Genomic DNA, 23,423 nt, shown 5'->3' with positions numbered 1-23,423 from the left:
GTGACCACCACGCCGACCGATCCGCGACGACCGCGGAAGGCCGAGCGCCGCAAGCCGCGGCGCCACTCCCGCCGGCCCAACTGGGCCGGCGGCCTGGCCGGATGGATCTGGCTCATTATCGTCGCCGTACCCCTGTACTGGACCCTCATCACCAGTTTCAAGGCCCAGAGCCACTATTACGCGAGCAACCCGCTGGTGCCTTCGGGCGACCCGACACTGGACAACTACCGGCTGGTCATCGAGTCCGACTTCCTCCGCTACTTCGTGAACAGCGTCGTGGTCACCGCCGGCGCCGTGGTGCCGGCCGTGGTGTTCTCGTTCATGGCCGCCTACGCGATCGTCCGCGGCTGGCGCATGCGAGTCCTTCGCGCGACGAACGGGCTGTTCCTCATGGGCCTGGCCATCCCGCTGCAGGCGACGATCATCCCGGTCTACCTGATCATCATCAAGCTGCACCTGTACGACAACCTGTTGGCGCTGATCCTTCCGTCGATCGCCTTCGCCATCCCGCTGTCCGTGCTGGTGCTCGCCAACTTCGTCCGCGACGTACCCAACGAGCTGTTCGACTCGATGCGGGTCGACGGCGCCACCGAATGGACGACGATGTGGCGGCTGGCGGCACCGCTCACCCGACCGGCCATCCTCACCGTGACCATCTTCAACGCGCTGACCATCTGGAACGGATTCCTGCTGCCCCTGGTCCTCACCCAAAGCCCTGACCGCCGGACCCTGCCGCTCGCTCTGTGGTCCTTCCAGGGCCAGTACGGAGTCAATGTTCCTGCCGTTCTCGCCGCCGTCGTCCTCACCACCCTGCCCCTCCTGGTGCTGTACGCGTTCGGCCGCCGCCAGCTGCTGAGCGGTCTGACCGCCGGATTCAGCCGGTGACAGAAGCCGGCGCCCCGGCCGGTGGCCGGTAGCCGCCCTGTGGTCCGAGACGTCCGGAACCCGGACGCAATCCGCTCCGTCCCAAATCCTGCTCGCCCACCTGTTCGCCCGTCGTGCCCCGGTCGGGGGCCCGGCGGGCGTGAGAGGAAAGTGAACACCCACGTGGCTGTAGAGAAGACTCCCCACATACCCCTCTGGAACGACCCCACCGTTCCCGTCACCGCCCGAGTCGACGCCCTGATCGCTGCGATGACCCTTCAGGAGAAGACCGCCCAGCTGTACGGAGTGTGGGTGGGCGCCTCCGACCAGGGCGGTGAAGTGGCCCCCCACCAGCACGACATGCAGGAGGCGGCCGTCGATCTCGAAGCGCTCCTGCCGACCGGACTCGGCCAGCTGACCCGGCCCTTCGGCACGGTCCCGGTCGATCCCGCCCTGGGTGCGCTCTCCCTGGCCCGCACCCAGACCCGCATCGCCGCGACGAACCGGTTCGGCATTCCTGCTCTCGCCCATGACGAGTGCCTGGCCGGCTTCGCCGCCTGGGGGGCGACGGCCTACCCCGTTCCCCTCTCCTGGGGCGCCACCTTCGATCCGGACACGGTGCGGCGCATGGCCGCCGCCATCGGCCGCGACATGCGTGCCGTCGGCGTCCACCAGGGGCTCGCGCCCGTGCTGGACGTGGTGCGCGACGCCCGCTGGGGACGGGTCGAGGAGACCATCGGCGAGGACCCGTACCTCGTAGGCACCATCGGGACGGCATACGTGCAGGGCCTCGAGTCGGCCGGCATCGTCGCCACCCTCAAGCACTTCGCCGGCTACTCGGCCTCTCGCGCCGGCCGCAACCTCGCGCCCTCCTCCGTGGGCCCGCGAGAGCGTGCCGACGTCCTGCTGCCCCCCTTCGAGATGGCGATCCGCGAGGGCGGTGCCCGGTCGGTGATGAACGCCTACACCGACACCGACGGCATGCCCTCCGCAGCCGACGAGGACCTGCTCACCGGACTGCTGCGCGACACGTGGGGCTTCGACGGAACCGTCGTCGCCGACTACTTCGCGATCGCCTTCCTGAAGACCCTGCACGGCGTCGCGGGCGACTGGGGCGGCGCCGCCGGCGCGGCGCTGCGGGCGGGCATCGACATCGAACTGCCCAACGTCAAGGCGTACGGCACGCCCTTGACCGAGGCCGTCACCGACGGCCTCGTACCGGAGGCCCTGGTCGATCGCGCACTGCGCCGGGTCCTCACCCAGAAGGCGATGCTCGGCCTGCTAGACCCGGACTGGAACCCTCTGCCGGCCGCACTCGACGGGGCGGATCCGGAGGACCCGGCGGCCCTGCGCGGCCGGATCGACCTGGACGGTCCGGACAACCGCGCGCTGGCCCGCACGGTCGCCGAGGAAGCGGTCGTGCTGCTGAGCAACGACGGCACCCTGCCGCTCGACAGGCCCCGCCGCATCGCCCTGCTCGGCCACAACGCCGACGAGCCCGCAGCCGTACTGGGCTGCTACTCCTTCCCCCAGCACATTGGCGTCCGTCACCCCGGGACCCCCCTCGGCATCGAGCTGCCCACCCTGCGCGACACCCTGGCCGCCGAGTTCCCCGACGCCGAGATCACGGTCGTCCGCGGCACCGGAGTCGACGACGGAGATCGCTCCGGCTTCCGCGAGGCCGCACGGGCGGCACGCGAGGCCGACGTCGCCGTGGTGGTGCTCGGCGACCGCGCCGGGCTCTTCGGGCAGGGCACCAGCGGCGAGGGATGCGACGTCGAGACGCTGGCGCTGCCCGGGGCGCAGCAGCACCTGCTCGACACCCTGCTCGACCTGGAGACACCCGTCGTCACCGTGCTGCTCGCCGGACGGCCGTACGCCCTCGGCCGCGCCGTGGAGGAGTCCGCCGCGATCGTGCAGTCCTTCTTCCCGGGTGAGGAAGGCACGCACGCGATCGCCGGGGTGCTCAGCGGCCGGATCAACCCCTCCGGACGTCTTCCGGTCAGTGTGCCGCGCGGGCCGGGGGCCCAGCCGGCCACGTACCTGGGGGCGCGGCTCGCTCACGCCAGCAAGGTGTCCAGCATCGACCCGACGCCCGCGTTCGCCTTCGGCCACGGCCTGTCCTACACACGGTTCGACTGGACGGACCTGGGCGTGGACGTCCAGGAGGCGGCGACGGACGGCGAGTTCACCCTCACCTTCACCGTCCGCAACACGGGCGGGCGGTCCGGAACCGAGGTCGTCCAGCTCTATCTGCACGACCCGGTCGCCTCCGTCGTCCAGCCGGTGCAGCGCCTCATCGGTTACGCCCGGGTCGATCTGGAGCCGGGCGAGGCCCGGCTCCTTCGCGCCACGGTCCCGGCCGACCTCGCCTCGTTCACCGGACGCGATGGTCGTCGCGTCGTCGAGCCGGGCGAGCTTGAAGTGCGGCTGGCCGCCTCCAGCGCGGATCCGCGCCTGTCGGCCCGGGTCACGCTGACCGGAGCCGAGCGCCACCTGGACCACACGCGGCGCCTGCACGCCGCGATCAAGCAGGAGCCCGCCGCCCGGACGTGAGTCGGCGTGCGCAGCGTACGTCGCGGCAGCGGCGGCGCTGCGCACACGAGGCCCCGGGCCAGGCATGCGACCGTAGGGGTTTTCGTCGCCCTACAGCACGCCGCGCCCGGCGAGGTTGCGCATCAGCGCGCGTACGCCGAACGTCCACGGCGCGGCCTGCTCGCTGGGGACGACGGTGTTCACCAGAGCGCCGAGTCGCGGGCTGGAGATCCGCACGATGTCGCCGTACTCGTGGGTGAAGCCCGCGCCGGGTGCCTGCCGGTCCTCGGTGGGGGCGAACAGCGTTCCGGTGAACAGCACGAATCCGTCCGGGTATTGATGGTGCGGACCGTGCGTGGCGGCCACCAGGTCCAGGACGTCGCGGCTGATCTCGCGCATGGAACTGCTGCCGTGCAGTACGTAGCCGTCCGTGCCGTCGATCCGCAGGTCGATGTCGAGCCCGCGTACGGTGTCGAGGTCGAAGTCCTCGTCGAAGAGGCGGACGAACGGGCCGATCGCGCAGGAGGCGTTGTTGTCCTTGGCACGGGACAGCAGCAGGGCGCTGCGTCCCTCGATGTCGCGGAGGTTGACGTCGTTGCCGACCGTCGCACCGCGCACCCGGCCGCGCGAGTCCATGACGAGGACGACCTCGGGCTCGGGGTTGTTCCACACCGAGGCGCCGAGCACCCCGATGTCGGCGCCCGTGCCGACCGCGGACAGCACCGGGGCCTTGGTGAACACTTCAGGGTCCGGTCCGATGCCGACCTCCAGGTACTGCGACCACAGCCCTTCGGAGACGAGCAGTTCCTTCGCCCTGTCCGCTTCCGGCGATCCGGGACGGATGCCGTCGAGCGTGCCGCCCACCGCCTGCCCGACGCGGGCCCGTACCCGCGCGGCCTGCGCCGGATCGCCACCCGCGCGCTCCTCGATGACGCGTTCCAGCAGGCTCCGGGCGAAGGTGACGCCCGCGGCCTTGATCACCTGCAGGTCGACGGGCGTGAGCAGATGCGGGACGTCGGGGCGGCCGACCGGTGCCTCCAGCAGTTCGTCCAGGCGCCAGACACGTCCGCCGTCGGCCTCGCGGACGACCGCCACCGCGTCGTCGCGTTCCATGAGGTCACAGACGGTGGGTGCGAGGGCCGTCAGGTCGACGACCTGCTCGCCTCGGACCGCGGCCACACACGGCCCGCCCTCTTCCGGGTCCTGGACGCGTGCGACGAGGGCGGCCCGGTCGGCGTCCACGGGCAGGACGGAGCCGGGTGTGAGGACCGGACGAGGGCGCGCTGCTGCCGATTCCACGATCGATGCTCTCCTGGTGTCGAGGGGGTGCGGCCGGCGAGGTCGGGCGGTGGGGACCGGGCCGGACTCAGTGGGAGTCGCGGGGGACCTCGTGTCCGCGGCTTCCGCGCAGGAAACCGAAGTCGGCGCCGCGGTCGGCCTGTTCCACGTTCTGGGTGTAGAGCCAGGCGTAGCCGCTGGCGTGCCGCTCAGCCGGTGCCCTCCATGCCTGCCGGCGTCGCGTGAGCTCGGCGTCGTCCACGTCCAGCCGCAGGGAGCGGTTCGGGACGTCGAGGACGACGGGGTCCCCGTCGCGTACCAGGGCGAGAGGTCCGCCGACGGCGGCCTCGGGCGCAACGTGCAGGACCACGGTCCCGTACCCGGTGCCGCTCATCCGGCCGTCGCAGACGCGCACCATGTCCTTGACGCCGGCCTTCAGCAGCTTGGCGGGCAGCGGGACGTTGGAGACCTCGGGCATGCCGGGGTAACCCTTGGGGCCGGCGTTGCGGATGACGATGACGGTGTTCTCGTCGATGTCCAGGTCCGGGTCGTCGGCCACCTCGTGATAGGCCTCGGGCGAGTCGAAGACGCGCGCGGGGCCGCGGTGGGTGAGCAGGTGGGGTGACGCGGCGGACTGCTTGATCACAGCGCCGTCGGGGCAGAGGTTGCCGCGGAGGACGGCGATACCGGTGCCAGCCGGCTGGAAGGGGGCGTCGAGGGCGGTAATGACGTCGGAGCCGACGCGCTCGGTGCCCACCGTGTTCTCGGCGACGGTGCGTCCGCTGACCGTGATCTGTCCGCCGTGCAGCAGCTCGCCGCTGAGCAGCTCGGCCAGGACGGCCGGCAGGCCGCCCGCGTAGCAGAAGTCCTCCATGAGGTACTTGCCGCTGGGCATCAGGTTGACCAGGGTCGGCACCGCGCGAACCAGGGCGTCGAAGTCCTGGAGCGGCAACTCGACGCCGACCCGTCCGGCGATGGCGGTGAGATGGATGAGGGCGTTCGTGGAACCGCCGATGGCCGCGTTGACTCGGATGGCGTTCTCGAACGCCTCCCTGGTCAGGATCTGCGAGGGGCGCAGCTCCTCCTCGACCATCCCTACGATGCGCTGCCCCGCCGCCTGTGCGATCTCCATCCGCCGGGAGTCGACCGCGGGCCAGGCCGCCGAGCCCGGCAGCTGCATGCCGAGCGCCTCGGCCATGCAGGCCATGGTCGAGGCGGTCCCCATCGTCATGCAGTGCCCGTGGGAACGGGCCATGCACCCTTCCGCGAAGAAGCACTCCTCCTCGGTCATCCTGCCGGTCTTCAGGTCTTCCTCGAACTTCCAGACGTGGGTGCCCGAACCCACGTCCTGGCCCCGGTACTTGCCGTTGAGCATCGGCCCGCCGGTCACCATGACGGCGGGCAGGTCGACGCTGGCAGCGCCCATGAGCATGGCGGGGGTCGTCTTGTCGCAGCCGGACAGCAGCACGACACCGTCGAGCGGATTGGCCCGGATCAGCTCCTCGACCTCCATGGCCATGAGGTTGCGGTAGAGCATGGCGGTGGGGCGCATGAGGGTCTCGCCGGTGGCCATGGTGGGGAACACGAGCGGCAGGCCGCCCGCCTGCCACACACCACGCTTGACGGCTTCGGCGACCTGCGTCAGGTGGGCGTTGCACGGGGCCAGCTCGGAGGCGCTGGTCGCAACGCCGATGACGGGACGCCCGTCGAACACCTCGTGCCCGAGGCCCTGGTTGCGCATCCAGGAGCGGTACAGCATCCCGCTGCGGCCCTGGGCGCCGAACCATGCCTGGCTGCGGCGGCTCGTCTTCTGCACGTCGGTCATGTGGGCACTCCCGTGGCTCCGGCGTCGTCCGCTTCGCGGTGGGGCGTTGTGGGGTGCGGGCCCGGAGGCCGTACCCTGGAAGACAATCATTAAATGATTCGATGATTGGCGTCCAGGGGGTGGGCAGAGATCGTGGTGAAGTTCCTGACCATGCATCAACACGTGGTCGACGAACTCGGGCGGCGCATCGTGGCCGGCGCATGGAAGCCGGGGGACCCGTTGCCGGTGGAGGACGCGCTCGCGGCGGAGACCGGCGTCAGCCGGGGGGTGCTGCGGGAAGCGGTCAAGGCGCTGGTGGCCAAGGGAATGCTGCACGTACGCCCGCGCACGGGCACGCGCGTGCTGCCTCCGGAGCACTGGAACCACCTGGACCGTGACGTGCTGCGCTGGAAGCAGGCCGAGGACTCCGCGGCCCTTCTGCGCGACACGGGTGAACTGCGCCGGATCGTCGAACCCGCGGCGGCCCGGCTCGCCGCCTACCGGGCCGGCCCCGACGACCTACGAGCCCTGTACGACTCCCTGGCGGCCATGGAGGCCGCGGCGTCGAAACCCGGCCGCCGCGGCTACGTCGAGGCCGACATCGCCTTCCACCGGGCCCTGCTCGACGCCGGCGGCAACCGTCTCCTCGGCTCACTGGGCCGTGCCGTCGACATCGCGCTGGAACACAGCTTCCTCGTCAGCACCCGGACCCCGGGAGCCGTAGACGCCTCGCTGCCGGGTCACCGCGCCATCGTCCAAGCGGTCGAGGCCCGCGATGGCGCGGCTGCGGCGGCCGCAGTACTGGCCATCATCGAAGCCGCGGAACAGGAGATCGCCCAGTCACCCGCAGACGCCGATTGACGCCGCATGCCGTCACAGGCGCGCCCCCGCCGCGAATCAACGGGCAAGGACCGGAGCGGCCGACGCCGCCGCGTCCGCACCATCGCTGCCGCTGCCGCCGTTGAACGTCCCCGGCCGCACCGCGGTGCCGTTGGCCGTAGCGGCGCCCACGACCTCCAGGCACAGCCCGGATGCGACGACCACGACCCCGCCGTCGGACTTCCGTGCGTCATTACCGTCGGGTCCGATGCGGCGGGTTCGCGTGGAAGTGGGGTGAGGTTCGGGGTCCGGTGCGTCTCAGCCGGCGGCAGGGCCGGTCCAGTCCGTGGGGACGTGTCCGGGGCGGACCCGCTGCGGGTGGTCGCCGACGGGGATCGAGATGACCTTCCTGCCGGTGGCGAAGTCGATGGCCGTCACCTGGTCGGTGCCGCTCTCGGACACCACGCAGTGCTTGCCGTCCCCGCTGACGGTGGCCCAGTACGGCTTGGAGGCGGCGACGAGCGGGCCCACCTGCAGCGTCTCCCGGTTCACGACGGTGAAGTAGTCGTCCATGGTTCCGGCGATGCAGAGCTTGTCGCCCCGGGGGCTCATGGACATGCCGTGATGGCGGGAGTCGTTGACGTAGGTGGTGCGGTCGTCGCTGGTGTCCGGATTCTCCGGCAGCGTCTTCACCCGGGTGATCCTGTCGTTGAGCACGTCGTACTCGACGAAACCGTTGAAGAAGGAGACCTGGAAGTACATCTTCGACTCGTCAGGTGTGAAGGCCACGGGGCGCAGCGCGTCGGGCAGGTCTTTGCGGCCGAAGGCGTCGAGCCCCTCGCGCATGTCGATGATCTTCTTGACCTGGAAGGTCTTCGCGTCGGCGACGGTGATACGGCGGTCGCCCTTGGTGAAGTCCTGCCAGGGCGCGTCCATGTTGGTGTCGACCTCACCGATGGCCATGTTCCAGAGGTACTTGCCGCCGTCGGTGTACACGTTCTCGTGCGGCTTGTCCCCCGTCTTGAAGTTGCCTGCCTCCTCGCCCGTCGCCATGTCCAGAACGTGCACGGTGGTGGAGATGAAGGGAGGAGACGGCGACCTGGGTGCCGTCGGGAGAGACCACCATGTGGTCGGAGCGGACACCGGGAAGCGCCAGTTGACCTTCCCGCTCTCCACGTCGATGGAGACCACATCGGCGAAACTCGGCCGGGAGGCGACGACGGACTTGCCGTCTTTCGTGGTGTACATGTCGGGAGTTGATGACGTCGGCAGTGCCCTCCCAGTTGTTCCCGACGAAGAACACCTCCCTGCGCTCCGCCGAGTCGCTCCGACAGCAACACCATCGGCTACACCTACGACAACGACGGCCGCACCGCCACGATGACGGCCGACGGCGCCACCACGACCTACACCTCGGACCCGGCGGGCAACCTCACCAAGACGGCACTGCCCAACACGGAGACCGAGGAACGCACCTACGACCGGGCGGGCCGCGTCACCGCCGTCACCTCCGCCAAGGCGGGCACGACAGTCACCAAGACCGCCCTGACCCTCTCGGCGACCGGCCTGCCCACCCGCGTCGACGTCACCCGCGCCGGAGTCGGCACCGGCGGCTACGACCAGACCTACGACACCGCGGGCCGCCTCACCTCCGGCTGCTACCCCCAGCCCTGGGTCACCGGCTGCGCACCGACCCGCACCACGTCCTACACCTACGACAAGGTCGGCAACCGCCTGACCTCCACCCTCGGCACCACGTCCACCAGCTACACCTACGACGACGCCGACCAGCTCACCTCCACCACCACCGGGACCACCACCACCGGGACCACCACCACCGCATACGACTACGACGCGGAAGGCAACCAGACCAAGGCCGACGCCAACACCTTCACCTACGACCTGGCCGGACAGATCTCCGCCGCCACCGACGCGGGTACCAACTACACCTACGACCACGACGCCAGCGGCAACCAGGTCGCCACCCTCAAGGACGGCGCGGTCACCAGCCGCACCCAGTGGGACCCCAACGCACCCCTGCCGATCCTCGCCACCGAGTACGACAGCGCCTGGACCGTCAAACAGTCCTACCGCTACGACCCCCTCGGCCAGCCCGCAGCCACCAAAACCGGTGCAGGTGCCGTCTTCTACTACCACCACGACACCCAGGGCTCCCCGCTCGACGTCACCAGCAGCACCGGCACCCTCCACCTCCACGCCCGCCAATGCACCCCCGGCCACCGGGCGCTTCACCAGCACCGACCCGGCAACCCGAAGCACCTCGCCCCCCTATGTGTCCCCGTACGCCTACGCCGACAACCAGCCCACCCTGCTCACCGACCCCAGCGGCCGAACCCCCGAAGACCCGAGCCTGTTCCATCTGCAACCCCCACGGGCACCTCATGCCCCTTGTCCCTGACCGGCGATCCGGGCCGGGGCGAAGGCGGAGAACGCCGAGGTTCTCTTCGTCGACCAGGTCGGTACGCGCTCGGACCAGGTCACCGGCCGCACCTGGGGCGCCAAAGGCTCCACCCGCATCGTCCGCCGGACCGGGAACCGGTTCTCCGTGAACGCGATGTCCGCGATCAGCACCCGTGGCCGGAAGCACTTCATGGTCTTCACCGAGTCGTTCGACGCGAAGGTGATGTGCCGCTTCCTGGACCGGCTCGTCGGGCACTTCGACCACAAGGTCCACCTGATCGTCGACCGGCACTCGGCCCACCGCTCGAAAACCGTCCGGGCCTGGCTCGCCGACCATCAGAACCAGATTGAGCTGCACTTCCTACCCTCGTACTCACCCGAACTGAACCCCGACGAACTGGTCAACGCCGACCTGAAACGCAGCCTGCCCCACACCCACCGGGCCAGGAACCAGGCCGAACTCGCCGCCGAATCCCGAAGGTTCTTCCACAGACGCCAGCGTCAGCCACACATCGTCCGCGGCTACTTCGGCGGCCCGCACGTCCGCTACGTCCTGGACAAGAACCCCATAAGTTTCTGATCAATATCGGTGCAGCGGGACGCCCACCCGGAAGACCTTGCCTTCTGCCGATGGTCCGGTCCACAGGACGCCAGCCGGAGAAAGTCACGGGCGGTCAAGGCTTCCGATTCGAGCGTCATATGAGCGGACCGCGCCTGCGTCCTCGCCGCCACGGCTCGACGCCGTGGCAGCGAGGGCACACGCACCCATGACAGCGCGCTTGACCGCGGCCTCAGCACCTCTCCCTGAGCACCCGACTGCGCTCCGGGAGCCAGCCCTGAGAGGCTCAGCCTCGCGCTTTCAGGTTGGTCAGTGTCCGGCGACGACGCCCGACAGCTCGTTGGTGCTCTTCGGCAGGGTGACCGAGGTGATCTTCTTCCCCGTCTCCACGTCGATGGCGTGCAGCGCCTTCTTCCCGGGTTCGGAGACGTACGCGACGTGCCCGCGCACGAACAAGGTGGGTCTGGCCTGCTGCCAGTCCAGCGGCTCCTGCCAGTCGCCCACGACGGGGATCTTCTTCTCTATCTTGCCGGTGTCCGGGGCGATGACGTGGATGGCGCCGTCGGTTCCGAGGACCAAGGCCTCACCGTGCGGGCCGCGGGCCAGTGAGCGGAAGGAGTAGCTGGTGCCCAGGTCCACCAGGCGCAGCTTCTTCTTCTCGGTGTCGATGAGGGAGACGCGGGTGGGGCGTTCCAGCTCGGCGTCGGGGTCGGTCTTGTAGTCGCCCAGCAGAACGGGCGAAGCGTCGCTGCCGGCCTGGTTGCCGATGCGGCCGTAGTCGTCGGGGGAATCGATCTTGGTGAACGTGCCGTCCTTGTAGATGAGGATGCCGTCCTCGCAGCCGACGCCGACGGCTTCGTTCTTCGCGGCGGCTTCGCCGTGGACACCGGGGCAGTCCTCGCTGCGCGCGATCTCCTTGCCGTTCCGGTCCAGCACCAGCGCGCCGGTGCGCTTCTCCTCGGTACCCAGGGTGCTCACGAGTTTGCCGTCGGCCAGTTCGATGGCGACACCGTGGTGCGGCTCGGCGGAGGTGTAGGTGCGCCCTGTCGGCTTCTTGCCTCCGCCCAGTGCGGTGGGGTCGAAGACATTGACCTCTCCGGTGCCGTCGGTGAAAAGCACGGTCTTCGCGGCGTGGCGGACTACGTGGCCGGGTTTGGCGCCCTTGTACTCGATGTCGGTGAGTGCCTGGTCGGTGGCGTCGAGGACGCGGAATCCGCTGTCGGTGGAGACCATGACATGGTCCTTGTCACCTGCGGGGTTGACCCGGTTGAAGCCGGGCAGGTCGATGGTCTTGGCGAGCTTCAGGCTTTCGCCGTCGAGGATGTAGAGGCCGCCGTCGAAGGTGGCTACCAGCGGCTCCTTGACCGCCACCGCGGGCGTGGTGCGCGCGGCTCCGTCGGACTTGGTGTCGGCGGAGGAGGTCTCTCCGCCGCAGGCGGTCAGGACCGTGGCGGTGGCCAGGGCCAGCGCGCTGCCTGTGAGGGCTCTGCCGCGTATCGACTTGTTCATGGGTCTGTTCCTTTCTGCACCGCGCGGTGGCGGCGTGGGGGTACGACGAGTCGGCGCCCGATGGGCGGGGGTGCCGGAGGCTCGGGGGGTCAGTCGCCGGTCAGGCCGGTGACCATGGCGGTGGTGTTGACGCGCATCATCCGCAGGTAGGTGTCGGCGCCCGCACCCTTGGCGGTCAGCGACTCCGAGTGGAGTTCGACGACACGGACCCCGCCGCCCATTTCCGTTCGCAGTACCTCGGCGAGCCGTTTGGGCTGGGAGGAGTCGGCGAAGACCGTGCGTACCCCTGCTCCCTCCATGGCCTCGGTGAGGGAGCGCAGGTCCGAGGAACTGGGTGAGGCCAGGGTGGATCCGCTGGGGATGACCGCGCCGATCACCTGGAACCCGAATCGGTCGGCGAGGTAGCCGAAGACGTGGTGGTTGGTGACCAGGGCCCGGTGGTCCGGGGGGACTCGGCCGAAGGACTTCTGCATCCAGTCGGTGAGGTCGGTGAGTTGCTTCACGTAGCGGTCGGTGTTGGCCCGTATGGTGCCGGGGTCCACGCTGTCGACGTGCTCGATGACCTGGTCGGCTATCAGGCCGGCGACCTTGTGCATCCGGTCGGGGTCGGTCCAGAAGTGAGGGTCGGGCTGCCCTTCCTCGCCCTCGGGGCCGCCGTCGTCGGCGGTGCGGAAGGTGAGCGGATCGGCCGCCTCACCGGCGGCGAAGGTGGCGACACCGGACTCGCGGGCGGCCTCCACGTGCCGCAGGACGTCCTCCTCCAGGCCCAGGCCGTTGTAGACGACCAGATCGGCATGTTCCAGTTCGGCGGCCTGCACCGCAGACAGTCCGAAGGAGTGCGGGTCGGCGTTGGGCTTCATCAGGACGGTGACGTCGGCCTCGTCGCCAACCATCTCGCGGGTGACGTCGCCGAGGATGTTGGTCGTGACGACGATGCTGGGCCGGTCGTCCTCGGTGGCGGTGCACGCGGTGGCGGTCACAGCTGTCGCGATGGCGAGCAGACCTGCGATCAGGTGTCGCGGTCGAGCGCTGCCCGCCCTCGCGCGACGCTTCGCCGCGGTTCGGCTCATCGACCGGCCTCCACCATGAGGACCGGCTTGACGTCCAGGCCGAAGGAGCGCGCGATGCGAAGGCCGTCGTTGTAGTCGATCTCGAATACCTTCTTGCCCTCGGGGTCGTTGACGTAGGCGCGGCTGCGGTCGACCTCGATGACGGGGGCGTTGCCGTCGGAGTGGTCCCGTTTCCCCGCTGTCAGCAGCGGCTTGGTCCGTGCGGTCTGCTTTCCGGTCGCGATGTCGTAGCCGTGTACGGAGCCGTCGGTCTCCAGAACGAGCAGCGGGGAGCCCTCACCGGCCGTGTTGACCGCGACGACGGGCCCGGTATCCACCCGCCTCCAGGTCCGCTCGGGGACGTCCAGGACCCAGACGGCATCGGCTCCGGCCGGGGCGGTGAGGGTGTCGCTGCCGGGACGATGGCGGAAGGCGGTGGCGCGTTCCTGCTCCGGGACGTGCTCTCCGTACGGGATCTTCTCGGCAGTGAAGGCACCGTCCTGCGCACGCACGAGCAGAGCGCCGTCGGCACAGCCGAGAATCACGCCGCGCCGGGTGTCGGCGTCTCCCTGGGGGGCTTCGCACGTCACGTCCGGGGAAGCCACGCGTTCGCCCTTGCGGTCGAGGACGACGAGTTCCGTGGTGCCGCCCTTGTTCGCGAAGGCGAGCAGGTGTTCCTCGTACGGCACGACCGCACCGGCGTAAGTGCCGCCCAGCGTCCGAGAAGTCGCGATCCGCCCCTTCTCCATCTTGCTGCGGTCGTAGAGGACGGTGCGGCCGTTCTCGTCGGTCACCGCGGTGACGGCGACATCACTGCGTATCTGCGCTTGGCTGCCGGCAGGGATCTCACCCACGTCCCGCGTCGGCGCACTGTAGTAGTGGACGTGGTCGCCGTGGTCCACCATCCATGCGCCGCTGTCGAGCACATGGGTGCCGGCGGGCCCATGGAGGTAGCCGAACCTGCCGTCCATGCCCAGTCGAACGGCACCCCTCACCTCGGCGGTCCTGTGCACCTTGCCGGTGACGAGGTCGAGGACTCCGGTGTTCCCGCTGTCGGGGTCGTTCAGGAGGAGCCGGGACTGCTGCTCAGCAGCCTCCTTCGCTCCCTCGACGTACCCGTGCCGAGTGGCGGACGGGGTTTTCGCCTCGGGTCGTCCGGCGCTGGGCTCCTCCCCCGCGCAACTCGTGGTGAACAGCGCGGTGAGCACCAGTGCGGCCGATGCCCACGGAGTGACGTTTCTGCGGACGGTCATGATGATCGCCTCTGGCTTCTTTCAGTTGGCTTCGAGTAGGGGTGCCGCCGGGGAGTGGACCTGGCGCGTACGCCGGTCACGCAGGCCGGACAGGACATGGGAGACGAAGAACAGGCTCACCGCGAGGGCCGCGACAGTCGCGCCGGCGGCGGTGCTCAGGTGCCAGGACAGCAGCAGGCCGCCGAACGTGGCCGAGGTGCCGAGCAGTGCGGCGAGCAGCATGACTCCGCGCACGGAGCGAGCCCAGGGCAGAGCGGCCGCCGGCGGTGCGATGAGCAGGCCGAGGACGAGCAGCGTTCCCACGATGTGGAACGAGGCGACGATCGCCAGGCCGAGCAGGCCGAGGAGCGCAGCGTGGGCAAGGCGCGGCCGCAGCCCCAGGGTGTGGGCCTTGCGCGAGTCGAACGCGAGGGCCAGGAAGGCGCGGTGACCGAGGACCGACACCGCCATCGCCGCGAGCAACGCCGCCGCGAGCACAAGGAGATCTTGCCGCCTGACGGCGAGGACGTCACCGAAGAGGAATCCGGTCAGGTCGACCGCGAAGGACTGCGAGCGCGACACGATGATCACGCCGAGCGAGAGCATGCCGACGAACAGCAGCCCGATGCCGGTGTCCTGCGACAGCCGGGGCGTACGGCCCAGCGCGGTGACGCCTGCTGTCATGACGGCGGCGCTGACCACAGCGCCCACCATCAGATTGCCCCCGAGGAGCGCGGCGACCGCGACCCCCGGCAGCAGCCCGTGGGACATGGCGTCACCGAGGAATGCCATCCCCCTCAGCACCACCCAGGTGCCCGCCAGCGCACAGATGGCGGATACCAGCATCCCGCCCCACAGGGCGCGCTGCACGAAGGTCACCTCGAACGGGACCGTCAACCATTCCATGCCCCGGACACTACAATGAAAATCATGTTCAATACACCGCCCCCCTCAACCGCCCCCCTCCTCGACCAATCCACCTCCCTCCGCTTCTCGGAGCTGTGCGCCGGCTATCCAGGACGACCGGTGCTCCATCAAGTCAGGGGTGAAATAACCGAGTTGACCATGACGGCGCTCGTCGGCCCGAACGGCAGCGGCAAGTCGACCCTGCTCGGCGTGCTCGCCGGTGTGATCAAGCCGACATCCGGCGACCTCCTCCGCACCGGTGCGCGGCCGCCCGCCTTCGTACCGCAGCGCGGAGCAGTGGGCGACACTCTTCCGCTCACCGTCCGGCAGACCGTGGAGATGGGACGCTGGGGCGAGCGCGGTCCGTGGCGGCGGCTGACCGCACAGGACCACGCGACCGTGGACGCGATGCTCGACCGGCTCGGCATCGGCGACCTCGCCCCACGCCAACTGGGCGAACTCTCCGGCGGGCAGCGGCAACGCGCGCTCATCGCCCAGGGTCTGGCTCAGGAGTCGGACCTACTGCTCCTCGACGAGCCGACCACCGGACTGGACCCGGAGGCGAGGGGCCGGATCGGGTCGCTGCTGACGGCGCTCGTCGCAGACGGGGTGACGATCGTCCAGGCCACACACGACCTTGAGGTGGCGCACGCGGCGGACGCCTGTCTCCTGCTCCAGGACGGCCGCCTCACGGGGCAGGGGCGTCCGGACCAGGTCCTCACCACGTCGTCACTGACGCGGATCTGGCAAACGCTCTGAGGAGCCACGCAACCGCGACGGCCATGCCGGCAGGGCCGAGCGGTGCGTAAGGCCAAGGTGTTCGACCCGCACGACTGGTCCAGGGCTTCGGCACCCGGGCCCGGAGGAGTTCAAGGACTCGAAGGTCTGGCTGAAGATCGGCAGTTCCTCCGCCTTCCCGGACATCGGGCGCGCTGAGGAACTGACCGAGTGCAACCTCAACCGGGGTTCTGGAACTTCGCCGACCACTGAACATCGCCGGCTCGCACAGAACACCCGGGCCCGCCTCACCGTCGAGGACGCCTGCCCGTCACGTGAGGAGCCAGTGGGCCGGGGGCCGCCGGTTCAACGGTGGCTTCAGGCGGAGCCGGGGAATTTCAGGACAGCCTGGTGAATCTGCTCGGTGGTGGTCGTCCCGAACCAAGCATGACGACCACCTGCCGCACCGCACCGGGCGGGCCAGGCCGCCCACTCGTAGGTGCCGCGTCCGGAGCAGTCGCGGATCAGTGTGGAACGGCCGCCGAGGTCCGATGCACGCCCGCCGACTCCTGTACGCGTCGATGACGATCAGCGGCGGGGCAGACGTGTACACACTCGCGGACCGGTCAGGTCAGATGGCTTTCCTCCGTGGTGACGAGGTCCATGCACGCGGTGAGCAGCACCCGGGTCGACGGGTCGGGTCGGGTCGGGTCGGGTCGGGTCGGGTCGGGTCGGGTCGGGGGACCGAACCCGGCGGTCACGTACCGGGCCGGGTCGGTCGGGCTCCACCCGACGACGGCACCGTCCTGAACGAGAAGTGCCACGTCCGGGGCGATACCGACGCGAGCCTCCAGCAGCTCGTCAAGGACATCGACGACGACCACCGACCCCTCGTCGGCACCACCGTCCACACGTGCACGACGCTCGGTTCCATCCAGGCTGCCGTGCGCAGCGGCGGTGGCTGCCCGCCCCGGTGGACGCAGGGAGCACGGACCGATCCGGGTCCCGCGGGCCACCGGGCTTCAGGGTGTGGGAGGAAGGAACAGCGGGTCTCCGCCGCCTTCACCACTGCCCGTTTGTCTCTACGGCCGGCCGCCGCCGACGGGCACGCTCGGGCTGGCACCGGTACCGACTGCGGCGCCCCCACCGACCGAGGAGAGACGGCGATGTCCGACCACACCGAGAGCGTCTTCCGCGTCGTGCTCAACGACGAGGAGCAGTACTCGATCTGGCAGGCCGAACGGGAGCTGCCCGCCGGCTGGCGGGCCGAAGGCACCGAGGGCACCAAGCAGGAGTGCCTGGACCACATCGGCCGGGTCTGGACGGACATGCGTCCGGCCGGCCTGCGCCGCCGGATGGAGAGCGAGGCCGCCGGGGCGGCGGCCGGTCGGAGCGGACTGCAGAGCACCCCGGTCTGATCCGCCTACCGACACTGAGGGGAAGCCCGGCGATGAACTCCGTCTCCCAGCCGAGATCCCGGCCGGCCCTCGTGGCGAGGGCGGACCAGCCCAAGGCCGAGGAAGCCGCACCGCCCGACGCCACCGACCTGTCCGGTCCCGCACCCAGCGAGTACGGCGCGGACCGTACCGGGGCGCTGTCCGCCGTCGGCGGGACGCCGCTGGTGGAACTGACCCGGCTGCTGCCCGGCGCCCGCTTCCGGGTCTGGGCCAAGCTGGAGTCGGTCAGCCTCGGCGGCAGCATCAAGGACCGTTCCGCGTACACCATGTTGAGCCATGCCGTCGCCACCGGCGCGGTGGTGCCCGGCCACGGGACCGTGGTCGAGTCCAGCTCCGGAAACCTCGGCGTGGGCATGGCGCAGGCCTGCCGCGCCCTGGACCTGCGGTTCATCTGCGTGGTGGATCCGCGTACCAATCCGCAGAACATCGCGATCATGCGGGCGCTCGGCGCGGAGGTGCACACGGTCACCGAAGGCGATCCGGTGTCCGGCGAGTTCCAGCCGGTGCGGATCGCCCGGGTGCGGGAACTGGTGGCCGCGCTGCCCGGGGCGTACTGGCCCAACCAGTACGCCAATCCCCGCAACGCGTGGGCCCACCGGATCACCATGAAGGAGATCACCGAGGACCTGGGCGGGGCGCCGGACTACCTGTTCTGCACCATCAGCTCCTCCGGCACCCTGCGCGGCTGCGGCGACTGGATTCGCGCGCAGGGACTGCCGACCCGGGTGGTCACCGTCGACGCCGAGGGCAGTGCCATCTTCCGACCGCCGACGGGGCGCCGGCTGATTCCCGGCCATGGCGCGGCGGTCCGCCCGCAGCTCTACCGGAGCGGGCTCGCCGACGACGTACTGCATGTCAGCGATCTGGACAGTCTGGTGGGCTGCCGCCGTCTGGCGCTGCGCGAGGGGCTGCTCCTCGGCGGCTCCTCCGGCGCGGTCGCCACTGCGCTGGAACAGCTGAGCCCGCGAATCCCGGACGGCTCCTCGTGTGTGCTGATCATGCCGGACCGTGGCGAGCGCTACCTGAACACGATCTACGACGACGCATGGGTGAAGGCCAAGTTCGGCGAGGTCACCCATCTGTGGAAGGCCGAGGGGGCCGAAGTGGCCGAGGGGACAGTGGCAGTGAACAGCGGGACGGCAGGGGTGGCTTCATGCTGACGCTCGGCAACGGAGACGTCCGCAGGATTCTGGACGGCCGGGAGAAGGAGGTGCTGAACGCGGTGCGCGAGGCGTACCTGCGCCACGCCGACGAGCAGACCTCACTGCCGCACTCGGTCTTCCTCCGGTTCCCCGACGACACCCGCAACCGGATCATCGGGCTGCCCGCCTACCTGGGCGGACCGGCGCCGCTGGCCGGGATGAAGTGGATCGCCTCCTTCCCCGGGAACGTCGCGGAGGGCCTGGAACGCGCTTCCGCGGCGATCATCCTCAACTCGATGCGGACCGGCCGGCCGGTGGCGCTGGTGGAGGGTTCCACCATCTCCGCCCGCCGCACCGCGGCCAGTGCCGCTCTCGCCGCCGCCGCACTGCCGCCCGCGGACGGCCGGGAGACCGGCGTCACGCTGATCGGCTGCGGTGTGATCAACTTCGAGGTGTTGCGCTTCCTGCTGGCGGTACGGCCCGAACTGGCCGACATCACCGTCTTCGATCTGGACGCGGACAGGGCGGAGGCCTTCCGCGCCCGTAGCGCCGCGGAGTTCGGCGCAGACGGTCGGGTGGTGCGGGTGGCGGAGAGCGCCGAGGCGGCTCTGGGCGCGCACCGGCTGGTGAGCCTGGCGACCACTGCGGGCGTGCCCTATCTGGACCTGCGCGGCTGCCGGCCCGGCACCCTGGTGCTCCATGTCTCGCTGCGGGACGTCACGGTGGAGGGCGTGCTGGACGCCGTGAACGTGGTGGACGACGCCGACCACGTCTGCCGGGCGGCGACCTCGGTGCATCTGGCGGAGACCCGGGTGGGTGACCGTTCCTTCATCCACGCCACCCTCGGGGAGCTGTTGCGGGCGGAGTCACCGGCCCATCGCGACGAGCGACGCCCGACGCTCTTCTCTCCGTTCGGGCTCGGGGTGCTGGACCTGGCGGTGGCCGGACTGGTGCTGAGCGAGGCCCGGGCGGCGGGCATCGGCACCGAGGTCACCGGCTTCCTCCCGGAACCACACGACTCCGGGGCGACCGCGGCCGGCTGACCGGCTGGCTGGCGGGCCACCATGCCGCCGGGTGGCCCGCCTGCCGGGTGGCCCGGGGCGGGCGCCCACCTCGGGAGCGGCACTGTCGGCCGGTCTCGCTCCGTACCCACGGGTATCGGCGGCCTGAGTCGCACCGGCCTCTGTCCGGACCCACGAGTGCCCTCGTCGGAGCCGCACCGGGCACACCGGCACGGCTCCGACGAGGGCCGCATGGGGGAAGATCCCCCATTATTGCCGCACGTCCTACCCACCCCTCCCCGCAAGATCGCTCCTGGGCAGGTCAGCGCGGGGGCGGGGCGGTGCACGGCCTCGGTAGCGGACGCTGCCGAGGCCGTACTCCGTCCAGGGCACGGCCTCGGGCGGGCCGGGCGCGGCGCTTCCCCGCCGCATCGGCCCGTCCCTCGCCCGGCGGCGGGAGGCCCCGAGGTCCCCGGGCCGAGACGACGGCGTAAATCTGGGTGTGGCGCACCGATGCCGGGCGCGGCCGAGTTTCCCATGATCGGTGTCACTGGCGAGAGCCAGCAGAACCGAGAGGGAGTACCTATGCAAGAGCCGGTGCGAGTAAGCGTCATGGCGCTGGACCCGGTCCTCGAGGCGGGCACGCGAAGCGCTCTGGAGGACAGTCCGGAGGTGCGCCCGGTCACCGAGGAGCAGCGGCCGGACGTGACGGTGGTGGTGGTCGACCGGGTGGCCGACCCGGTTCTTGATCTGGTGCGCCGCATCCGGGCCGCCGAACACCGGCCGGAGGTCGTCCTGGTGGCCGCCGAGCTGGCCCCGGCGGAAGCACTGCACGCCATCGCCACGGGCGCGCGGGGCCTGCTGCGCCGCCGTGCTACCAGCGGCCCACGGCTGGCGCACGCCGTGCTGGCCGCGGCGGGCGGTGACTGCGCCGTACCGCCCGACCTGCTGGACGGACTGCTGGAGCACCGCGCGGAGGGCGCCGCCTCGCACGTTCCGGACGCCTGGGGCGTGGCCGGGCTCAGCGACCGTGAACGTGCGGTGCTGCGGCTGGTCGCGGACGGGCGCGAGACCAGCGAGATAGCGAACGAGCTCTCCTACTCGGTACGGACGGTGACCACGGTGCTGCACGACATCACGCAGCGGTTCCGGCTGAAGAACCGCGCCCACGCGGTCGCCTACGCGCTGCGGGCGGGCCTGCTGTGAACACGGTGACGCCGTACGGCAGGTCGGCCCGCGAGCTCCACTCACCGGACGACTACGCCCAGGACCGCCCGCGGCTGCCCGGCAGGCTTCCGTCCGGCGCCCTTCCTGGCGGCCGTGTCCCGCATCCGCACGGACCGGTACGCGTCCATGTGCGGGCCAAGGACGACGCCCTGCGCCGGTCCTGGCACCAGCGGCTGGCCGGCGCCGGGATCCCGGTCGCCGACCGGGCGGAGGCGCACCCCGGGACGGTGCTCCTGGCCGCCGGCCGTACCGTCGACGAGGCGGTGGAGGCGTGCCCGGCTCCGGGATCCCCGGAGCAGGACGGGCAGGGCGTACTGGTGGCCGCCCATCTGGTGTCCCCGGACGGTGTGCTGCGGGCGGTACGGGCGGGTGCCCGGACGATCCTGCGAGCCGCCGACGCCAGCCCGGCGCAGCTCGTGGCCGCCGTGCACTCCGCCCGGCACGGCGACGGGCGGCTGCCCTACGGTGTGCTGGTCCGCCTGCTGGGCGGCCCCCAGCACGCGGTTGGGAGGCCGGTGGTCGCGGCCTCCGACACGGTCCGGGTGCCGAACGCGGCGGCACCGCTCACGCCGCGCCAGGCGGTGGTGCTGACCCTGGTCGCCGAGGGCCACGGCAACGCGGTGATCGCCCGTCTGCTGTCCTGCTCGGAGCACACCGTCAAGAACGTCATCTACGAGCTGATGGCCCGGCTCCAGGCGCGCAACCGCGCCCACGCGGTCGCACGAGCGGTGCGGACCGGTCTGATCTGACCGGTCCGCACCGCCTGTCTCCCACCTGTTCACGGGACCGCGCCCTGCCGGTGCCAGGGGGACCGGCGCCGGTGGCGATCCGGCTCGTCCGGCCGGGTACCGCTTCCCACGGGCAGTAACCCCTGGGAACCGGTAGCCGGCCTCGGTGCTACGGCCGGACGAGATCGCCGCGGAGCGTGCCGCTGCCGGGGACCGGCTCCGCCAGGTCCGAACCGGTCTCCAGGACCTGCCGGTTGAGCTGGTCCACGTGGACGACGCGGGGTACCAGCGCCCTGGCCTCGGCGTCCGTCACGGAGGCGTAGGAGATGATGATGACGAGGTCGCCCGGCTGCACGAGCCTGGCCGCCGCGCCGTTGATGCCGATGACGCCGGTGCCGCGCTGCCCGGGGATCACATAGGTCTCCAGGCGCGCGCCGTTGGTGATGTCGACGATGTGGATCTGCTCGCCGGGGAGCAGATCGGCGGCGTCCATCAGGTCCTCGTCGATCGTGAGCGAACCGACGTAGTGGAGATCCGCCTGGGTGACGGTCGCCCGGTGGATCTTGGACTTGAACATGGTGCGCAGCATGGCGTTGTCTCCATCTGACTGAGTGGTTCGGCGGGAGATGTCCGGACGCACCGCCGTCAGGGTCGGGTGCGGCCGCGGTACCGGGGCCGGGCGGGTGCCCGGCACCTCAGCGCGAGTCCGCCGCCGCTACGGGCGCGGACGGCTCGGGCAGGGGGACGTCCGGGCCCGGGTCGTGCCGGGTCCGGGAGGGCGAGGTGGCCGCGGACGGCGCGGGCGGGTCGCCGACCACGACCATGGTGGCCCGGCGTACCGGTCCGGCGAGGGTGGCTGCCAGCGCCATCAGCACCATCCACCCGGCCAGCACCGCGGCCGCCGCTCGTACGCCCAGGCCGTCCAGGAGCAGGCCGCCGGCCAGCGCGCCCAGCGGCAGCGCCCCGTTGGCCAGCAGGCTGGAGGCGCTCAGCACCCGGCCGCGCAGCTCGTCGGGGGTGACGGCGAGTTGGTAGCTGCCCACGGCCACGTTCCAGATGGGTCCCACGAACCACATCGCCGTGTAGGCGATCATGGCCGGCCACAGTCCGCCGCCGAAGGCCAGCACGCACATGAGCAGCGCCCAGACCCAGTTGGCGCTGATCACCAGGGCGTTCATCCTCAGGCGGCGTCCGCACCAGCCGGCGACCAGCGAGCCGAGCATTCCGCAGGCCCCCGCGACGCCGATCAGCAGGCCGATCGCGGCCGGGGCGGCGCCCTCCTCGGCGAGCAGCACGATCATCACCAGGAAGAGCGCGCGGAAGAGCAGATTGCTCCCGGCCACCAGCAGGGCCGTGGTGCGCAGCAGCGGCCGCTTCCAGAGCCAGACCAGCCCCTCGACCATCCGGCCGGCCTGCCGCAGGACCCGGGTGCGGCGGCTGTCCGCCGCCACACCGCCGCCCGCAGCGGCCTCCGCGCGGGCGGCCTCACCAGGGCGGGCCGCCTGGAAGTCCTTCCGGATGCACAGCAGGGACACCAGCGACACCAGGTAGGCGAAGGTCTCCAGCACGAAGGGCACCGCACGGCCGAGGCCGAAGAGGATGCCGCCCAGCGGGGTACCGATCATGGTGGCTGCCCTACCGCGGGCCTCGTTCCCTGCGAGCGCCACCGAGAGCTGGCTCGGGTGCACCACGTTGGGCACCGCGGCCGTGGAGGCCAGACCGTTGAGCACGGTGAGCGTGCCCTCCGCGAAGCCGACCACCAGCACATGTGCCAGGCGCAGTTCGCCCGCGAGCAGCGCCAGCACGACGGTGGAGGCGCCGACCGCCCGCAGGGCGTCGCACCAGATCATCACCCGCTTGCGGTTCCAGCGGTCGACCAGCACGCCGGCCGGGAGCTGGAGGAGCAGCGCAGGGAGCAGCACAACGAAGCCGACCAGCCCGGCGGCGGACGCAGAGCCCGTCACGGCCAGCACCAGCAGCGGATAGGCCACGGTGGACGCCGTGGAGCCGATGATCGCCACCGCCGAACCGCTCCACAGCAGCAGGAAGTCCCGGTTGCGCCGCAGTGGCGGCACCTCGGGAACGGCACGGGCGTCGTCGGCCACCGTGCTCATGGGCTCGTCCCTTCGCTCCGACATGGGAGTCCTCTCGACAGCCGCACGGAATGCTCGGCAC

General features: G+C 70.8%; 18 protein-coding genes and 4 pseudogenes. 11 read left to right on the top strand and 11 right to left on the bottom strand.

Annotated features, from left to right (window positions below; all coding sequences use genetic code 11):
* Both AB0I83_RS00130 and AB0I83_RS00125 read left to right on the top strand, forming a co-directional pair.
* Nucleotides 1–885 (top strand): carbohydrate ABC transporter permease, encoded by an 885-nt coding sequence (locus AB0I83_RS00130; RefSeq protein WP_356537065.1) that lies wholly within the window; start codon nt 1–3, stop codon nt 883–885.
* Nucleotides 886–1,047: 162 nt separating this feature from the next.
* Nucleotides 1,048–3,420, top strand: a complete 2,373-nt coding sequence (locus tag AB0I83_RS00125; protein WP_363303008.1) for a glycoside hydrolase family 3 N-terminal domain-containing protein — start codon at nt 1,048–1,050, stop codon at nt 3,418–3,420.
* A gap of 90 nt (nt 3,421–3,510) precedes the next feature.
* On the opposite strand, the gene AB0I83_RS00120 is transcribed toward AB0I83_RS00125, so the two are convergent.
* Nucleotides 3,511–4,698 carry a fumarylacetoacetate hydrolase family protein gene (locus tag AB0I83_RS00120; RefSeq protein WP_356843907.1) on the bottom strand — a complete coding sequence of 396 codons (1,188 nt, stop codon included), beginning with the start codon at nt 4,696–4,698 and terminating at the stop codon, nt 3,511–3,513.
* A 67-nt stretch (nt 4,699–4,765) separates the two neighbouring features.
* Entirely contained in the window at nt 4,766–6,502 is a 1,737-nt protein-coding gene (locus AB0I83_RS00115) for an IlvD/Edd family dehydratase (RefSeq protein WP_363303007.1), read from the bottom strand.
* A gap of 105 nt (nt 6,503–6,607) precedes the next feature.
* On the opposite strand from AB0I83_RS00115, the gene AB0I83_RS00110 reads away from it, so the two are divergent.
* On the top strand, nt 6,608–7,342 hold the full coding sequence (locus tag AB0I83_RS00110; RefSeq protein ID WP_363303006.1) for a FadR/GntR family transcriptional regulator: 735 nt from the start codon (nt 6,608–6,610) through the stop codon (nt 7,340–7,342).
* A 73-nt stretch (nt 7,343–7,415) separates the two neighbouring features.
* Here the strand turns inward: AB0I83_RS00110 and AB0I83_RS00105 are convergent.
* Both AB0I83_RS00105 and AB0I83_RS00100 read right to left on the bottom strand, forming a co-directional pair.
* Nucleotides 7,416–7,540: pseudogene (locus AB0I83_RS00105) on the bottom strand (RICIN domain-containing protein); the annotation flags it as partial.
* Nucleotides 7,541–7,618: 78 nt separating this feature from the next.
* Nucleotides 7,619–8,621 (bottom strand): annotated as a pseudogene (locus tag AB0I83_RS00100) (YncE family protein); the annotation flags it as partial.
* A gap of 59 nt (nt 8,622–8,680) precedes the next feature.
* Here AB0I83_RS00100 and AB0I83_RS00095 point away from each other — a divergent pair.
* A pseudogene (locus AB0I83_RS00095) lies at nt 8,681–8,776 on the top strand (hypothetical protein); the annotation flags it as partial.
* Between the two features lie 943 nt (nt 8,777–9,719).
* Nucleotides 9,720–10,301: pseudogene (locus tag AB0I83_RS00090) on the top strand (IS630 family transposase); the annotation flags it as partial.
* Nucleotides 10,302–10,589: 288 nt separating this feature from the next.
* Here AB0I83_RS00090 and aztD read toward each other — a convergent pair.
* The 4 genes from aztD to aztB all read right to left on the bottom strand — a co-directional run bounded on the left by aztD (nt 10,590) and on the right by aztB (nt 14,976).
* Nucleotides 10,590–11,789 (bottom strand): zinc metallochaperone AztD, encoded by a 1,200-nt coding sequence (aztD, locus tag AB0I83_RS00085; protein WP_363303005.1) that lies wholly within the window; start codon nt 11,787–11,789, stop codon nt 10,590–10,592.
* 89 nt (nt 11,790–11,878) lie between these two features.
* Nucleotides 11,879–12,859, bottom strand: coding sequence for a zinc ABC transporter substrate-binding protein AztC (gene aztC, locus AB0I83_RS00080; RefSeq protein ID WP_363303004.1), 981 nt, complete (start codon nt 12,857–12,859; stop codon nt 11,879–11,881).
* The gene (locus AB0I83_RS00075) at nt 12,856–14,091 is read right to left on the bottom strand and encodes a hypothetical protein (protein WP_363303003.1); all 1,236 of its coding nucleotides are present in this window, start codon (nt 14,089–14,091) and stop codon (nt 12,856–12,858) included. The genes aztC and AB0I83_RS00075 overlap by 4 nt, the downstream gene beginning before the upstream one ends.
* 21 nt (nt 14,092–14,112) lie before the next feature.
* Nucleotides 14,113–14,976, bottom strand: a complete 864-nt coding sequence (aztB, locus tag AB0I83_RS00070; RefSeq protein WP_363303002.1) for a zinc ABC transporter permease AztB — start codon at nt 14,974–14,976, stop codon at nt 14,113–14,115.
* Between the two features lie 15 nt (nt 14,977–14,991).
* Here aztB and aztA point away from each other — a divergent pair, with 15 nt between their 5' ends.
* Nucleotides 14,992–15,735 carry a zinc ABC transporter ATP-binding protein AztA gene (aztA, locus tag AB0I83_RS00065; RefSeq protein ID WP_363303001.1) on the top strand — a complete coding sequence of 248 codons (744 nt, stop codon included), beginning with the start codon at nt 14,992–14,994 and terminating at the stop codon, nt 15,733–15,735.
* Between the two features lie 584 nt (nt 15,736–16,319).
* On the opposite strand, the gene AB0I83_RS00060 is transcribed toward aztA, so the two are convergent.
* Nucleotides 16,320–16,604, bottom strand: coding sequence for a hypothetical protein (locus AB0I83_RS00060; RefSeq protein WP_363303000.1), 285 nt, complete (start codon nt 16,602–16,604; stop codon nt 16,320–16,322).
* A gap of 255 nt (nt 16,605–16,859) precedes the next feature.
* Here AB0I83_RS00060 and AB0I83_RS00055 point away from each other — a divergent pair, with 255 nt between their 5' ends.
* From AB0I83_RS00055 to AB0I83_RS00035, 5 genes are all read left to right on the top strand, one after another.
* Nucleotides 16,860–17,111 (top strand): MbtH family NRPS accessory protein, encoded by a 252-nt coding sequence (locus AB0I83_RS00055; RefSeq protein WP_356537084.1) that lies wholly within the window; start codon nt 16,860–16,862, stop codon nt 17,109–17,111.
* Between the two features lie 32 nt (nt 17,112–17,143).
* The gene (gene sbnA, locus AB0I83_RS00050; RefSeq protein ID WP_356537085.1) at nt 17,144–18,310 is read left to right on the top strand and encodes a 2,3-diaminopropionate biosynthesis protein SbnA; all 1,167 of its coding nucleotides are present in this window, start codon (nt 17,144–17,146) and stop codon (nt 18,308–18,310) included.
* Nucleotides 18,304–19,335, top strand: coding sequence for a 2,3-diaminopropionate biosynthesis protein SbnB (sbnB, locus tag AB0I83_RS00045; RefSeq protein ID WP_363302999.1), 1,032 nt, complete (start codon nt 18,304–18,306; stop codon nt 19,333–19,335). The genes sbnA and sbnB overlap by 7 nt, the downstream gene beginning before the upstream one ends.
* A gap of 543 nt (nt 19,336–19,878) precedes the next feature.
* On the top strand, nt 19,879–20,499 hold the full coding sequence (locus AB0I83_RS00040; RefSeq protein ID WP_363302998.1) for a LuxR C-terminal-related transcriptional regulator: 621 nt from the start codon (nt 19,879–19,881) through the stop codon (nt 20,497–20,499).
* Nucleotides 20,496–21,269 carry a response regulator transcription factor gene (locus AB0I83_RS00035; protein WP_356843918.1) on the top strand — a complete coding sequence of 258 codons (774 nt, stop codon included), beginning with the start codon at nt 20,496–20,498 and terminating at the stop codon, nt 21,267–21,269. The genes AB0I83_RS00040 and AB0I83_RS00035 overlap by 4 nt, the downstream gene beginning before the upstream one ends.
* A 148-nt stretch (nt 21,270–21,417) precedes the next feature.
* On the opposite strand, the gene panD is transcribed toward AB0I83_RS00035, so the two are convergent.
* Together panD and AB0I83_RS00025 are read right to left on the bottom strand one after the other, a co-directional pair.
* Nucleotides 21,418–21,837, bottom strand: coding sequence for an aspartate 1-decarboxylase (panD, locus tag AB0I83_RS00030; protein ID WP_356537093.1), 420 nt, complete (start codon nt 21,835–21,837; stop codon nt 21,418–21,420).
* A gap of 106 nt (nt 21,838–21,943) precedes the next feature.
* A complete protein-coding gene (locus tag AB0I83_RS00025) occupies nt 21,944–23,362 on the bottom strand; it encodes an MFS transporter (RefSeq protein ID WP_363302997.1) in 1,419 nt (472 codons plus the stop codon).
* Nucleotides 23,363–23,423 lie beyond the last annotated feature (61 nt).

Origin of the sequence: Streptomyces sp. NPDC049970 (assembly GCF_040660235.1) — a bacterium.
Taxonomy (GTDB): Bacteria; Actinomycetota; Actinomycetes; order Streptomycetales; family Streptomycetaceae; genus Streptomyces.
Note: the sequence above shows the minus strand (reverse complement) of the source record. Positions and strands in the feature narration are given on the sequence as shown.

What these genes read in the sequence shown, in the direction of transcription:
- AB0I83_RS00075 (WP_363303003.1), bottom strand. Translation starts at nt 14,091, where the DNA reads ATGACCGTCCGCAGAAACGTCACTCCGTGGGCATCGGCCGCACTGGTG.
- panD (WP_356537093.1), bottom strand. Translation starts at nt 21,837, where the DNA reads ATGCTGCGCACCATGTTCAAGTCCAAGATCCACCGGGCGACCGTCACC.
- sbnB (WP_363302999.1), top strand. Translation starts at nt 18,304, where the DNA reads ATGCTGACGCTCGGCAACGGAGACGTCCGCAGGATTCTGGACGGCCGG.
- aztC (WP_363303004.1), bottom strand. Translation starts at nt 12,859, where the DNA reads ATGAGCCGAACCGCGGCGAAGCGTCGCGCGAGGGCGGGCAGCGCTCGA.
- AB0I83_RS00115 (WP_363303007.1), bottom strand. Translation starts at nt 6,502, where the DNA reads ATGACCGACGTGCAGAAGACGAGCCGCCGCAGCCAGGCATGGTTCGGC.
- AB0I83_RS00025 (WP_363302997.1), bottom strand. Translation starts at nt 23,362, where the DNA reads ATGAGCACGGTGGCCGACGACGCCCGTGCCGTTCCCGAGGTGCCGCCA.
- aztD (WP_363303005.1), bottom strand. Translation starts at nt 11,789, where the DNA reads ATGAACAAGTCGATACGCGGCAGAGCCCTCACAGGCAGCGCGCTGGCC.
- AB0I83_RS00040 (WP_363302998.1), top strand. Translation starts at nt 19,879, where the DNA reads ATGCAAGAGCCGGTGCGAGTAAGCGTCATGGCGCTGGACCCGGTCCTC.
- sbnA (WP_356537085.1), top strand. Translation starts at nt 17,144, where the DNA reads ATGAACTCCGTCTCCCAGCCGAGATCCCGGCCGGCCCTCGTGGCGAGG.
- aztA (WP_363303001.1), top strand. Translation starts at nt 14,992, where the DNA reads ATGAAAATCATGTTCAATACACCGCCCCCCTCAACCGCCCCCCTCCTC.
- aztB (WP_363303002.1), bottom strand. Translation starts at nt 14,976, where the DNA reads ATGGAATGGTTGACGGTCCCGTTCGAGGTGACCTTCGTGCAGCGCGCC.
- AB0I83_RS00055 (WP_356537084.1), top strand. Translation starts at nt 16,860, where the DNA reads ATGTCCGACCACACCGAGAGCGTCTTCCGCGTCGTGCTCAACGACGAG.